The 12,675-nt window shown below is 63.8% G+C and carries 12 protein-coding genes; 8 read left to right on the top strand and 4 right to left on the bottom strand.

Annotated elements, in window-relative coordinates; all coding sequences use genetic code 11:
- Positions 1-8: 8 nt before the first annotated feature.
- Positions 9-1,385, bottom strand: a complete 1,377-nt coding sequence (locus AC5E6W_RS09070) for a TCR/Tet family MFS transporter (protein WP_491751961.1) — start codon at positions 1,383-1,385, stop codon at positions 9-11.
- Between the two features lie 274 nt (positions 1,386-1,659).
- Here AC5E6W_RS09070 and iscU point away from each other — a divergent pair, with 274 nt between their 5' ends.
- Positions 1,660-2,079 (top strand): Fe-S cluster assembly scaffold IscU, encoded by a 420-nt coding sequence (iscU, locus tag AC5E6W_RS09065; protein ID WP_491751960.1) that lies wholly within the window; start codon positions 1,660-1,662, stop codon positions 2,077-2,079.
- A 160-nt stretch (positions 2,080-2,239) separates the two neighbouring features.
- Complete coding sequence (locus tag AC5E6W_RS09060; protein ID WP_491751959.1) at positions 2,240-2,647, top strand: DUF1801 domain-containing protein; 408 nt, start codon at positions 2,240-2,242, stop codon at positions 2,645-2,647.
- Here the strand turns inward: AC5E6W_RS09060 and AC5E6W_RS09055 are convergent.
- From AC5E6W_RS09055 to AC5E6W_RS09045, 3 genes are read right to left on the bottom strand one after another with little or no spacing between them, the layout of a single operon-like run.
- Positions 2,644-3,084, bottom strand: a complete 441-nt coding sequence (locus AC5E6W_RS09055; RefSeq protein ID WP_491751958.1) for a DUF1801 domain-containing protein — start codon at positions 3,082-3,084, stop codon at positions 2,644-2,646. The genes AC5E6W_RS09060 and AC5E6W_RS09055 overlap by 4 nt on opposite strands.
- 35 nt (positions 3,085-3,119) lie before the next feature.
- Entirely contained in the window at positions 3,120-3,662 is a 543-nt protein-coding gene (locus tag AC5E6W_RS09050; protein WP_491751957.1) for a hypothetical protein, read from the bottom strand.
- Positions 3,659-4,837, bottom strand: coding sequence for a DUF2157 domain-containing protein (locus tag AC5E6W_RS09045; protein WP_491751956.1), 1,179 nt, complete (start codon positions 4,835-4,837; stop codon positions 3,659-3,661). Before AC5E6W_RS09045 ends, AC5E6W_RS09050 begins: the two co-directional genes overlap by 4 nt.
- Positions 4,838-4,975: 138 nt before the next feature.
- On the opposite strand from AC5E6W_RS09045, the gene murQ reads away from it, so the two are divergent.
- The 6 genes from murQ (at position 4,976) to AC5E6W_RS09015 (ending at position 12,644) form a co-directional block, all read left to right on the top strand.
- Positions 4,976-5,911 (top strand): N-acetylmuramic acid 6-phosphate etherase, encoded by a 936-nt coding sequence (murQ, locus tag AC5E6W_RS09040; RefSeq protein WP_491751955.1) that lies wholly within the window; start codon positions 4,976-4,978, stop codon positions 5,909-5,911.
- Positions 5,899-6,516 (top strand): GNAT family N-acetyltransferase, encoded by a 618-nt coding sequence (locus tag AC5E6W_RS09035; RefSeq protein ID WP_491752024.1) that lies wholly within the window; start codon positions 5,899-5,901, stop codon positions 6,514-6,516. Before murQ ends, AC5E6W_RS09035 begins: the two co-directional genes overlap by 13 nt.
- A 108-nt stretch (positions 6,517-6,624) precedes the next feature.
- Positions 6,625-8,316, top strand: coding sequence for a carboxylesterase/lipase family protein (locus AC5E6W_RS09030; RefSeq protein ID WP_491751954.1), 1,692 nt, complete (start codon positions 6,625-6,627; stop codon positions 8,314-8,316).
- Between the two features lie 128 nt (positions 8,317-8,444).
- Positions 8,445-10,664, top strand: a complete 2,220-nt coding sequence (gene katG, locus AC5E6W_RS09025) for a catalase/peroxidase HPI (RefSeq protein WP_491751953.1) — start codon at positions 8,445-8,447, stop codon at positions 10,662-10,664.
- Positions 10,665-10,766: 102 nt separating this feature from the next.
- Positions 10,767-11,708, top strand: a complete 942-nt coding sequence (locus tag AC5E6W_RS09020; protein ID WP_491751952.1) for an EamA family transporter — start codon at positions 10,767-10,769, stop codon at positions 11,706-11,708.
- Positions 11,709-11,825: 117 nt separating this feature from the next.
- Positions 11,826-12,644 (top strand): SDR family NAD(P)-dependent oxidoreductase, encoded by an 819-nt coding sequence (locus AC5E6W_RS09015; protein ID WP_491751951.1) that lies wholly within the window; start codon positions 11,826-11,828, stop codon positions 12,642-12,644.
- The last annotated feature ends 31 nt before the right edge of the window (positions 12,645-12,675 follow it).

Genomic DNA, 12,675 nt, shown 5'->3' with positions numbered 1-12,675 from the left:
GGCGAAGGCTATGCCTCCGCCGCTCGCCCTATCGAAGTCATGAACAGCAGCACCAGCCCGGCCAACAGCATCAGCCCCGCAAGGTAAAACGGTGCGCCCTCCGTCGGGAAGACCGGATGCACCCCGAGGGAATCCGCGAAGACCCGAGTGAATAGCGTTGGCCCAATCAGGCCCGCGATGCCGCGCAGTGAGTTCGTCGCTCCCTGCAACGCACCCTGCTGATCCGGCGGGATGACCCTCGACATGGTGGACTGCGCCGCAGGCCAGGCGATGCTCATCAGGTTCAGCAACGGGATGCCAAGCCAGACCAGTAGGCCGGTCTTCGAAAAGCCGAACATCCAGTAGCCGATGGCCCCGCCCACATAACCGAGCAGGATGGATCGCCGCTCGCCCAGCCACTTCACCGCAGGCTTGACCAGCATCGCGCCATAGATTCCCGTGACGATGCCCACCACGGCCAGCGACAGGCCGCCTGTCTGCGCCGTCCAGTGGTAGCGCGAATAGACGTAGATCATGTACGCGCTCATCAGCGACTGCTGCGCGATGTAGCCCAGCAGCAGCAGGAACGCGAGCGGCAGCACACCCTTCACGCTGCGGAAGAGCTGCAGCGAGCCCACCGGGTTCGCCCGCTTCCACGAGAAGCGGCTGCGATGCTCGGCCTTCAACGACTCCGGCAATACGAACAGGCCATACATGCCGTTCAGCAGCGAGAGCACGGCGGCGATCCAGAACGGAAGCCGAGGGTTGATGTTGCCCAGGACGCCGCCCAGCGCAGGCCCGAGCACGAAGCCCACACCAAAGGCCGCGTTCAACATCCCAAAAGCCCCGGCGCGCTTCTCCGGTGGCGTCACGTCCGCCATGTAGGCCATCGCCGTGGGCACGCTGGAGGCGGTGAGGCCACTGATCACGCGCCCCAGGAACAGCCACGGCAACGTCGGCGCCAGCGCCATCACCACGTAATCCGCGCCGAGGCCGAAGTTCGAAAGCAGAACGATCGGCCGGCGTCCGAAGCGATCGGAGAGCGAGCCCAGCACCGGCGAAAAGAAGAACTGCATCACGGCAAAGAGCGTGCCAAAGATCCCGAGCCAGGTGGCCGTAGCGGCATCGTTCCCGTTGAGGAAGCCCTCGATCAGCTTGGGCAGCACCGGCAGGATCATGCCCATGGCAAGCATGTCCAGCGCCACGGTGAGGAAGATGAAGGTCGCGGCCGCGCGGCGGCCCTTGGGAGCCTCGACCGAGGGCATCCCGGATTCGACCCCGTCAGCGCCGATCGCCTCCACCGTCTCCGGCTCGCTCAGCATAGGGTTGGGCTGCTCGGAAGGGTCGACGGCGCGAGGGCTGTCCTTGGATGGATTCTCGGCGGGATTGGAAGGGGAGTTGCCCATGCGCGCCAGTATAACGGGGCGATATGCGGACAGCGTGATGGCCGCGCGACTGGCCGCCCCGGGGCAGTCCTTTATTTTTGTTATAGATGGCGTTTTCCGCTTCCTGAAACGCGGTGCGATTTGGCGGAGCAGCGCCGCGACCGCATTCCCGAATTGGCGTGTTGCCCCTCTCGGGACGGGGCGATTCCGCTGTGACAACCGTCACAGACCGCCGTGAAATATTTGCGCACCGAAACAGTCCGAGTTATCATCCAAGACAGCGAGGAACACATCCATGGCATACAGCGACAAGGTTGTCGATCACTACGAGAATCCCCGGAATGTTGGCACGCTCGACAAGAGCTCGGCCGAGGTCGGAACCGGCCTCGTCGGTGCGCCTGAGTGCGGCGACGTCATGCGCCTCCAGATCAAGGTGAACCCCGAGACCCAGGTCATCGAAGACGCCAAGTTCAAGACCTTCGGCTGCGGCTCGGCCATCGCGAGCTCTTCGCTCGCCACCGAGTGGGTGAAGGGCAAGACCGTCGAAGAGGCGCTCAAGATTTCCAACACCGACATCGTGAAGGAGCTCGCGCTTCCCCCGGTGAAGATCCACTGCTCGGTGCTGGCGGAAGACGCGATCCGCGCCGCCATCGGCGATTGGAAGAAGAAGAACCACGTGGCCGAGAATGCGGCAGTTGCCGTCGCTGCACACTAAGCTCGACGCGCAAGTAAACCACCTACACAGCCAGCCTTCGGGCTGGCTGTTGTGTTTTTGCCGCGCATCCTCGGATGCCTCAGGTGAAGATCAGCACGTGCGATCAGGCGCGAGGCCCAACGCCTTCTCTATGATTCGTTCCAGAGGAGGAGGCGGACGCATGGCGATGAAGACTCAATTGCTGCGGTTCGATGGTGCTGTTGAACGCGATCCCGCCATCGATCTGTGGTTCGAGGAACGCAATGGCGAGCTCGGAGTGATCGCCCGCGAGTGGTTTGAGGTGATGCGGCAGTGCGGAGACGAGGTTCGGGAGCTCCTGCATGACGGCTGCCCCGTGGCGTGTCTCGGCGATGTGCCCTTCGGCTATGTGAACGTCTTCACGGCGCACGTCAACGTGGGTTTCTTTCAGGGTGCAGCGCTTCCCGATCCGTCGCGCCTGTTGCAGGGAACCGGCAAATTCATGCGCCATGTGAAGTTGAAGCCGGGAACTGCCACGGACGCCGCATCACTCCACAGGCTCATCGAAAACGCGTATGCGGACATCAAGGCGCGCGTCGAGAACGGTTAGCCTGCGAGCCGTCTGCTGGTTGTGGACTTCTTCGCCCGGGGAGTCCGCTTGCTCCGGGCTTCGAGATTCAGCGCTACAGCCGCACGAATGAGCTTCTTCAGCGCCGGCTCATTGATCTTCTCGCCTTCGCGGATATCGATCGCGCGTCGCACGTTGCCTTCAAGGCTGGAGTTGAAGAGACCCTTAGGATCCGGCAACGCAGCGCCTCTCGCAAAGGTCAGCTTGACGACGCTCTTGTAAGTCTCTCCCGTGCACACGATGCCGCCATGCGAGAAGACTGGCACGCCGCGCCACTTCACTTCTTCGACGATCTCGGGATCTGCGGTGTGGATGAGCTTGCGAATCTTTGCGAGCGTCTGCCCTCGCCAGTCGCCCAGCTCGTCGATCTTCGCGTCGATGAGTGCAGAGGCCGACTCTGCCGGTACAGGACTCTTCATGCGTGGCTCCGAAAGACGCAAAAAGTGTAACTCGCTTAGCGCAGGTCGAGCACGTGGAAGCTCTTGCCATCGGAGATGGCGAGCTCCACCGGGCGCGGCGGCCCCGATGGCGGCACCGTAACCAGCGCCCACATCTCCTCGCCCTTCTTCAACGGAGGAACAACAGCCTTGTCGCTGATGAAGAAGTCGATCGGCTCCTGGAGTCTTGCGGCCTCGCACGGGATTCCCCGTCCCAGTACCGCCTGCTGTGCGTTCCGCGAGTCATCTTCTGGAGCGGGCTGCAGCGCCAGCTGACCTTTGCGGGCCACCGTATGCACCCGCGAACTCTGGGCCGAGGGTTGCATCCATTCGCGGAACGGAACACGTGTCTCCAAAGCTCCCTTCGGCATGTCGCAGGCGTTCGCCGTCAACGTCAGCGCAACGTATCGCCCGCGAAGCGGAAGCGAAGGGTCGTACTGGTACGTCCGCGTCCACACCATGGGGCAGCTATGTCGCTCCCACGCAAACTTGGCCACGACACTGAGCACCAGAACCAGCTGCACCGCGAGCACGATCACTCCCTTGGCACGAGCGCTCATGCGGCACCACCTTCACTCGGCTGCGACTTCATCTGCACCATCAGCTGACGGCGCAGGCGCTCCAGCATCCAGCCGCCGAGCAGGAACAATAGCCCCAGCCCGATCAGCCCCAGCGAGCGGTTCATCTTGTCCATTAGGCTGGAGAAGTAAAACCACATCACCGTCACCGCAAACATGGCGACCGCATAATTCACCACCGCACGCGAGCGTTGCTGCACGGCCCACCACGCGAGGTAGACCGTGGTCAGCGCGACGACCACGTACATCAGGACGCTTGGTATCGAGTGCGTATATGGCTGGCGCGCCCACTGGTTCTGCTCCGTGATCGTGGTCCGCAACCACGGCACAAGGTAGCTCATCGCGATCACGGCCAGCACCGGCAACACGGTGCGGCGTGACCTCCACGCAGTCGTCCCCACGCACAGCACGAGGAACGCGATAGCCAACATCCGAAAGCTCCACGGCATGGGATGGACCGCCGCGTTATAGGGATAGAGCCAACCCTCACTCAGCAAGCCGGTAGTCACGGCCAGCGCCACCGCCGCGGCCCCGAACAACACACCAAACACCACGGCCCTCCGCGAATGCACGAACGCCGTGAGATACACCGCAGCCAGCGCCGCGATCATGCGGGCGAGATAGATATCCGAGCCCGGATAGCGGCCCGCATAGAAGCCCCACTCGCATAGCAGCCATGCCGGAGCCAGCAGCATCAGGCAGATCTGCTGGAACTGGTCGCGCAGCAAACCATATCCGGCAGCTGCGCACAGCGCCCACAGCATCACGGCTCCCGGCCAATGCTCCTGCATATTGAAGATCTGGCCCACCATGGCGATCGCTCCGCCCGCAGCCACCGTGCCGACGCCGTGCAGCACGGTAGCCAGCGCATCGAAGCGCCCTGCAGCCGCGATGCCTCCGGCGTGCAACAGCGCAAGGATGCCCACCACCAGCAGCAGTCTCGAGGTCGGCGACACCTGGTCCCAATGTGCGGCGACAAACAACAACACACCCGCTCCCAGCAGGATGCCGCCCAGGATCAGCGCGATCAGCACCTGCCAGCGGTGTCCCGCGGGCCGCTCCTCGCCAGCCTCGAAGGCACGGATGCGCCGCGCTGCCTCTTCGTCGAGAAGGCCCGCCGCAGTCCAGCGAGATAGGTACTGCTCCCAATTCGTCATAGGCTGGTGAGCGCAGTACATCACGGGTCGCAGCCTCCCGCCAAGGGGGAAACGCGGACTCGGACGGAAATGACTTCGCGTTAATCCGCCGGATACGCTCACCTTCAGCCCCGGCTAAGCCGATATGATGGATAGGTTATGGCTGCTCCCGCTAATGTCGATCTCTCCAAGCTGGTAACGGAGTCGCGCAATCCCGCGACCATGCACCTCGATGAGGTGCCGACGCTCCAGATGCTGGAGCTGATGAACGATGAGGATGCCAAGGTCGCACATGCCGTGCGCCACGAGCTCCCCTTCATCGCCAAGGCCGTGGACGAGATCACCGCGCGCTTCGAGAAGGGCGGTCGACTGTTTTACATCGGCGCCGGCACCAGCGGACGCCTCGGCGTGCTGGACGCCAGCGAGTGTCCGCCGACCTTCAATGTCTCCGCGGAGCTGGTGCAGGGCATCATCGCCGGCGGCGATGCAGCCCTGCGGCTTTCCAGCGAGCAGAGCGAAGATTCCCCCGAAGACGGCGCCCGCGACCTTGGGCGCGCCGGCTTTGCGAAAGAACATCGGCCGGACGTGCTCGTGGGCATTGCCGCCAGCGGACGGACGCCCTATGTTCTGGGCGCGATGAACTATGCCAAGATGATGGGCTGCTTCACCATCGGACTGAGCTGCGTTCCGCATTCGGAGGTGGCCATGGCAGCCGACCTCGCCATCACCCCCGTCGTTGGGCCCGAGGTCGTCTCCGGCTCGACACGCCTCAAGGCCGGCACCGCCACCAAGATGGTGCTCAACATGCTTTCTGGCGGCGTCATGATCCGCACCGGGGCCACCTACGGCAACCTGATGGTGAACCTGCGCCCGACCAACGCCAAGCTGATCGACCGCGCCCACCGCATCATCGCCGAAGCCGCTGAGGTCTCGCTCGAGAAGGCCGCCGAGCTTCTGACCGAGAGCGGCCACGACGTGAAGACTGCCATCGTGATGGGTCGACTCCGCCTGCCCAAGCGCGAAGCCGAAGCCGCGCTGGGCCATGCCCATGGCGTGCTCGCCCGCGTGCTGCAGCCCGGGAAATTCGCCAGGTAACGCTGCGCTCGGGCTCGCCACCGCACCTGAACCTGCCTGGGACATCTGCACCAACGCTTCCGCGTACATCGACGGAGGGCACGCTGGCTAACTCCTCATACTTCCTGACAACGCAACGGCTGGGCTTCCGGCCCTGGACCGTTGACGACCTTCCGCTCGCGCGCGAGCTGTGGAGCGATCCCGGCGTCATGCGCTTCATGGGAGGCACTATGAACGAGGCTCAGGTGCTGGCTCGCTTCGAACTCGAGATGAGGCGGCAGGAGCGCCTCGGCTTCTGCTACTGGCCGATGGAACTGCTTGAGGATCGTGGCTTTGCCGGCGTCTGTGGCCTGCGTCCCTTCCATGACAGCATGACCGTGCTCGAAGTCGGCGTCCATGTGCATCCACGGTTGTGGAGCCAGCGCATCGGCGAAGAGGCCGCCCGCGCGGTCATCGACTACGGCTTCGACACGCTTCACGCCAAAGCCCTGACGGCCGGACATGGCCCGGGACACGCCAACTCGCAGCAGCTCATCGAGCGGCTTGGCTTCCGCTTTACCCATGAAGAACCTTGGGGAGTGGACGGCATCCTGCATCCGTTCTACGAGTTGAGGCGTGCGGACTAATTCGAGCTCGTCGCGGCATCAACCTCGCTGTCATGCACCTCGCATCGCGATCCGATAGTCTGGAGTCAGCTTCGACGCTGACGTTACGCGCGGAGACCGAGGATCACCATGCCCCATGCCCCCCGGCTGGGTTCGTCTCGCTTCACTCGTCGCGGCCTGCTTCGGCGCGGCGTGGCCTCACTCGCAGGCGCTGCCCTGCTGCCCTCCCTGCAAAGTCTCGCGCAGACTGCTTCTTCTGCAGTCGCCGAAACCACCGTTGCGGATACAAAATATGGTCGCATCCGCGGCCTGCGCGAGAACGGCGTCCTCGCCTTCAAGGGCGTTCCCTATGCCGGCTCCGTCTCCGGGGCCAACCGCTTCAAGCCTGCTCCGCCACTGCAGCCGTGGACTGGCGTGCGCGATGCGATGAAGCTAGGGCCGCCGTCGATCCAGCCTCCAGGCGGGCTCTATGGCATCGACGAGCCCGAGCCCGCGGAAGAGTGCCTCGTCCTCAATGTCTGGACTCCAGCCTGCGACCATCGCAAGCGCCCCGTGATGTTCTACTGCCACGGCGGCGGCCTGGTGACTGGCTCAGCCGGTGCGTTCTTCCAGGATGGCGCGAACCTTGCCCGCGAGTACGACGTGGTGGTCGTCGAGACCAACCATCGCCTCGGTCTGCTGGGGTATCTCTATCTCGGCGAACTGGGCGGCGAGGAATATGCGAGCTCCGGCACAGCGCAGCTCTCGGACCTCCGCGACGGCCTGCGCTGGGTGCGGTATAACATCGCGCGGTTCGGCGGGGACTCGGGCAACGTGACGATCTTCGGCGAGAGCGGAGGCGGTTGGAAGGTCTCCAGCCTGCTCGCGATGCCCTCCGCTGCCACGCTGTTCCACAAGGCCTCCATCGAGAGCGGGCCGATGCTGCACGGCCTTCCGCGCGATCGCGCCGAAGCCACCACTCGCGCCGTGCTGCAGCAGCTCGGCCTAAGCGCGAACGACTGGCGCAAGCTGCTCGAGCTGCCTGCAGCCGATCTGCTCAAGGCCCAACTCGCCGTCACAGCCCTGCCGAATGCCACAGCCGACCGCCTCAACTTCTGGCCTGTGCTGGGCGGCGAGCTGCCGCACCATCCGTTCGATCCCGCCGCGCCGGCTTTCGCGAAGGACAAGCCGCTGATCGTCGGCACATGCCATGACGAAGCGAACTTCTTCCTCGGCAAAGATCCCGAGGCCTATCAGCTCACGGAAGCCACGCTACGCGAACGCCTGACAAAAGCCCATGGCGAACACGCCACGGCGATTTGCGAGGCCTATCGCCACAGCCGACCGGAAGACTCGCCAACCGACTTGTACATCGCCATCGTCACTGCAGAGCGCTTCCGCACCGACTCGATCACGCTGGCCGAGCGCAAGGTGGCACAGCACGGCGCGCCGACGTACATGTACGTCTACACCCATGGTTGTGATGAGCTCGTGCCCGGCACGCAGCACAAGCGCGGCGCGTATCACTCCTGGGATGTCGCCTTCCGCTTCGACAATTTGCTCCCGCCGGGCGATGGCAAGCCGAAGACGGAGCTGCAGGCCTACCTGATGAAGGCCATCGGCCCTGGCCCGGCTTCGCCGATGACCGCACACAATATGAGCGAGATGTGGGCGACCTTCGCCCGCACGGGCAAGCCCGCAGCCAAGGGGCAGCCCGCGTGGCCGGCGTACACGCTCGACCAGCGGGCGACGATGACGCTCGACGCCAAGTGCAGCGTAGTCAACGATCCCGAGCCGCTCGAGCGCAGGGTGTGGGCGAACGTGCCGCGCACCTCCGCATGACGTTCGGGCTTCCGGAATACACGCATTGTCAAAACCTATCGAAATCATTAGGCAATCGAATCCTCCCGGGTCGGCAGGACTCCTATACTGACGATGCTGGGGTAAGCCCCGCTGACAAGAGGAGACACATGTCCGACGAATCGAAGTGCCCGGTTACGGGCGCCACAGGCACAGATCAAGGCACGGGCACCGTTGACCACGTCAACGGGGGCACATCGCACAATCGGGACTGGTGGCCCGAGCAGCTCAATCTCTCCATCCTGCACTCGCACTCACAGCTCTCGAACCCGATGGATGCGGACTTCGACTATGCCGAGGAGTTCAAGACCCTCGATCTCGATGCGGTCATCAAGGACCTCCACGCGGTCATGACCAACTCGCAGGACTGGTGGCCCGCGGACTTCGGCCACTATGGTCCGTTCTTCATTCGCATGGCCTGGCACTCGGCCGGCACGTATCGCACCTACGATGGTCGCGGCGGCGCCAGCCGTGGCGCACAGCGCTTCGCTCCGCTGAATAGCTGGCCCGACAACGCGAACCTCGACAAGGCCCGCCGCCTGATCTGGCCCATCAAGCAGAAGTACGGCAAGAAGCTATCCTGGGCTGACCTCATCGTGCTTACCGGCAACGTCGCACTCGAGTCCATGGGCTTCAAGACCTTCGGCTTTGCCGGCGGACGCATCGATACGTGGGAGCCGGACGATGTGTACTGGGGCCCGGAGAAGGTCTGGCTCGGTGATGAGCGCTATCGCGGCGACCGCGACCTCGCCAACCCGCTCGCGGCCGTGCAGATGGGCCTCATCTATGTGAACCCCGAAGGCCCCAACGCCAATCCCGATCCGCTAGGCTCGGCACGCGATATCCGTGAGACCTTCGGCCGCATGGCGATGAACGACGAAGAGACCGTCGCGCTGATCGCCGGCGGACACAGCTTCGGCAAAACGCACGGCGCCGGCCCGGTGGACCAGGTAGGCAAGGAGCCCGAAGCTGGACCAATCGAACAGCAGGGCCTGGGCTGGATCAGCACGTACAAGTCCGGCAGCGGTCCCGATGCCATCACCAGCGGCATTGAAGTTACCTGGACCTCGACTCCGACCAAGTTCGGTATGGAGTTCCTCGAGAACCTCTACAAGTACGAGTGGGAGCTGACCAAGAGCCCTTCCGGCGCAAACCAGTGGAAGCCCAAGGACGGCGGCGGCGAGGGCACCATCCCCGACGCTTTCGACCCGAGCAAGAAACGCGAGCCCCGCATGTTGACCTCCGACATCGCGCTGCGCGTGGACCCTGCCTACGAGAAGATCACCCGCTACTTCCTCGCCCACCCCGACAGGTTCGCCGAATCCTTCGCACGCGCCTGGTACAAGCTCACCCACCGCGACCTGGGTCCGATCGATCGCTACCTTGGACCACTGGTGCCGAAGGAAGAGCTGCTCTGGCAGGATCCTGTTCCTGCCGTGGATCACGCTCTGGTCGATGACGCGGATGTCGAAGCCCTGAAGGCGAAGATCCTTGCCTCTGGCCTCACCATCTCGCAGTTCGTCACGACGGCGTGGGCTTCGGCCTTCAGCTTCCGCGGCAGCGATCGCCGCGGCGGCGCGAATGGTGCTCGCATCCGTCTGGCTCCGCAGAACACCTGGGAGGTCAACCAGCCCTTCGAGCTCGCCAAGGTCATCGGCAAGCTGGAGGACATCCAGAAGGAGTTCAACGCGAGCGCGACCGGCGGCAAGAAGATCTCGCTGGCCGATCTCATCGTCCTCGCGGGCAATGCAGGTGTTGAGGCAGCGGCGAAGAAGGCAGGCCACGACGTGAAGGTTCCCTTTGCGCCGGGCCGCACCGACGCGACCCAGGAGCAGACCGACATCGAATCCTTCAAGGTTCTGCAGCCCATCGCCGATGGCTTCCGCAACTACGTCCACAAGGGACTGGAGAAGTACTCTCCGGAACTGCTGATCGATAAGGCGCAGCTGCTGAACCTGACTGCGCCCGAGCTGACCGTGCTGATCGGCGGCCTGCGTACCCTGGGCACTAACTTCGGCGGCACCAAGCATGGTGTCTTCACCACGCGGCCTGAGACGCTAAGCACGGACTTCTTCGTGAACCTGCTCGACATGAGCACGAAGTGGGAGCGCTCGACCGCCGATGAGAACGTGCTCGAAGGCAAGGACCGCAAGACGGGCGAGATCAAGTGGACGGCTACGGTCGTCGACCTGATCTTCGGCTCCAACTCGCAGCTGCGCGCCCTCGCCGAGGTTTACGCCAGCGGCGATGCGGAGAAGACCTTCGTCAACGCGTTCATTGCAGCGTGGACGAAGATCATGAACTCTGATCGCTTCGACCTGAAGAAGTAACGAGACAGCAAGATCGGCAAACGGCTCATCCGCAACCACGATGGTTGCAGGTGAGCCGTTCGCCGTTTGTGGGATGGGTACGACGTAGACTGGCCCTACCGCATGGCTCGACTGAAACTTGATCCCACGCTGACCGGTGGCTTCTCCGTGCTCGTCTGGGGTTGCGCCCTGCCGATCGCCAAGTCCGTAGAAGATGCGGTCGGAGTTGCGGCGTTCCTGGGCTTCGCGTTCACCGCGATGGCGATCTTTGGCGCGATGCGTCACTTCCTCCTGCGCGAACCTCTGCCCGATGGCGGCATCTTTCGCAACTGGAGGCTCTACGCGCGGTGGCTCTGCTTCGTGCTGCATGAAGGCTCGCTTGCAGGCGCGCTGGTGCTGGTGCAGCGGCGGCATATGCCGTTCGTGATCCTGCTGAACTACCTGTGGCCCACGGCCATCATTCTTTGCTCGGTGCTCCTGTCGGTCGTCTCCGTCACGCGATGGTGGAGCGTGGCTGCGGGATCTTTCCTCGTCCTCGCCAGCATCGGCCTCGAGGTGCTTGGGCCGGGCGTGTCGGCCGCAGACCTCTTTGCTACGCGGAGGGACGGCATGGCGTACCTGCTGGCCTTCGTCGGTGCGATCTTATGGGGCATGTACTCGGCGCTCTCGCGACAGTCCGGAGCCCAGACGGGCGGCGCGAGCGTGCTGCCGCTCTTCCAGGCAACACTTGGCATGACCCTCGCGCTCTCGTTCCTGCCGGGAAGTACGGCGTGGTCGAACTTCACGCCGAAGTTAGCTGCACTGCTCCTGGGCTACTGCTTCCTTCTTTTCGTCGCGTACCTGACTTGGGACGCGGGCATGCGTCGTGGCAATGTGGTGCTGCTAAGCCTCTTCGCGGACTTGATCCCGTGGCTTTCGCTGATCACCACGAGCCTGATGTTGCACATCCCCATCCCTGCGAAGGCGACGGCAGCGGCGGTGTTGCTGGTGGCCGGGGCGATCGTCACTCGGATGGGGACCGCCGTGCATCAAGCGCCGGGAGCGCTGGAGGAACCTGGCTTCTGACCCAGCGCACCAAGGGAGAGTATTTTCTGAATCTATAGACCGACTGGTCTAATCGTATGAAATGTGCCGCCCTGGAGCTCCTCCAATCGAGGGCGGCCTACGAAAAGGAGACCTCTCATGTCCACACCGTCCTCGTCGTCCACCAAGGGAACAGCCCTCGTCACCGGCGCCTCCACCGGAATCGGCGCCGTCTACGCCGACCGCCTCGCCAAGCGCGGCTACGACCTCATCCTCGTCGCACGCAGCGAGAAGGGCCTCAACGAGGTCGGCGCGCAGATCAAGTCCGTTACCGGCCGCAAGGTCGAGGTACTGCAGGCCGACCTCGTCCAGCTTTCCGATGTGAAGCGCGTCGTCGAGCGTCTCGCCACCGACCTCTCCATCACCGCGCTGGTGAACAATGCCGGCATCGCTGCGGCGAACAAGCTTCTCGAATCCGACCCCGACTATCTCGACCAGATGATTACCCTCAATGTCACCGCTCTCACGCGGCTCGCGCACGCCGCAGCCACTGCTTTCACCGCACGCGGCAAGGGACTCATCATCAACATCGGCTCTGTTGTGGCTCTTGCGCCTGAGCTGCTGAATGGCACCTACAGCGGCACCAAGGCCTATGTGCAGAACTTCTCGACGTCCCTGAAGAACGAGCTCGCAGGTACTGGCGTGACGGTGCAGGTGGTGCTGCCCGGCGCAACCGCCACCCCGCTGTGGGGCAACGCCGGCGTGCCGGTGCATAGCCTTCCGGCCGAGTGGGTCATGACCACCGAGGACATGGTGGACGCTTCGCTAGCCGGTCTCGATCAGGGCGAGTTCGTCACCATCCCCGCGCTGCCCAATGCTGCGGACTTTGAAGCGTACGAGAAGGCTCGTCTCGCACTGGCTCCGAACCTCTCGCGCCGTGAGCCTGCGGCACGCTATGGAGTCGGAGCACAGAAGTAAGCACCAGCAAAGGCTCGACACGCAACCGTAC

The sequence above is a fragment of the Bryocella sp. genome (assembly GCF_058498515.1).
This window is presented reverse-complemented; position numbering and strand designations above follow the sequence as displayed.

What these genes read in the sequence shown, in the direction of transcription:
- AC5E6W_RS09015 (WP_491751951.1), top strand. Translation starts at nt 11,826, where the DNA reads ATGTCCACACCGTCCTCGTCGTCCACCAAGGGAACAGCCCTCGTCACC.
- AC5E6W_RS09050 (WP_491751957.1), bottom strand. Translation starts at nt 3,662, where the DNA reads ATGAGCGCTCGTGCCAAGGGAGTGATCGTGCTCGCGGTGCAGCTGGTT.
- katG (WP_491751953.1), top strand. Translation starts at nt 8,445, where the DNA reads ATGTCCGACGAATCGAAGTGCCCGGTTACGGGCGCCACAGGCACAGAT.
- AC5E6W_RS09055 (WP_491751958.1), bottom strand. Translation starts at nt 3,084, where the DNA reads ATGAAGAGTCCTGTACCGGCAGAGTCGGCCTCTGCACTCATCGACGCG.
- AC5E6W_RS09070 (WP_491751961.1), bottom strand. Translation starts at nt 1,385, where the DNA reads ATGGGCAACTCCCCTTCCAATCCCGCCGAGAATCCATCCAAGGACAGC.
- iscU (WP_491751960.1), top strand. Translation starts at nt 1,660, where the DNA reads ATGGCATACAGCGACAAGGTTGTCGATCACTACGAGAATCCCCGGAAT.
- AC5E6W_RS09045 (WP_491751956.1), bottom strand. Translation starts at nt 4,837, where the DNA reads ATGACGAATTGGGAGCAGTACCTATCTCGCTGGACTGCGGCGGGCCTT.
- murQ (WP_491751955.1), top strand. Translation starts at nt 4,976, where the DNA reads ATGGCTGCTCCCGCTAATGTCGATCTCTCCAAGCTGGTAACGGAGTCG.
- AC5E6W_RS09030 (WP_491751954.1), top strand. Translation starts at nt 6,625, where the DNA reads ATGCCCCATGCCCCCCGGCTGGGTTCGTCTCGCTTCACTCGTCGCGGC.
- AC5E6W_RS09060 (WP_491751959.1), top strand. Translation starts at nt 2,240, where the DNA reads ATGGCGATGAAGACTCAATTGCTGCGGTTCGATGGTGCTGTTGAACGC.
- AC5E6W_RS09020 (WP_491751952.1), top strand. Translation starts at nt 10,767, where the DNA reads ATGGCTCGACTGAAACTTGATCCCACGCTGACCGGTGGCTTCTCCGTG.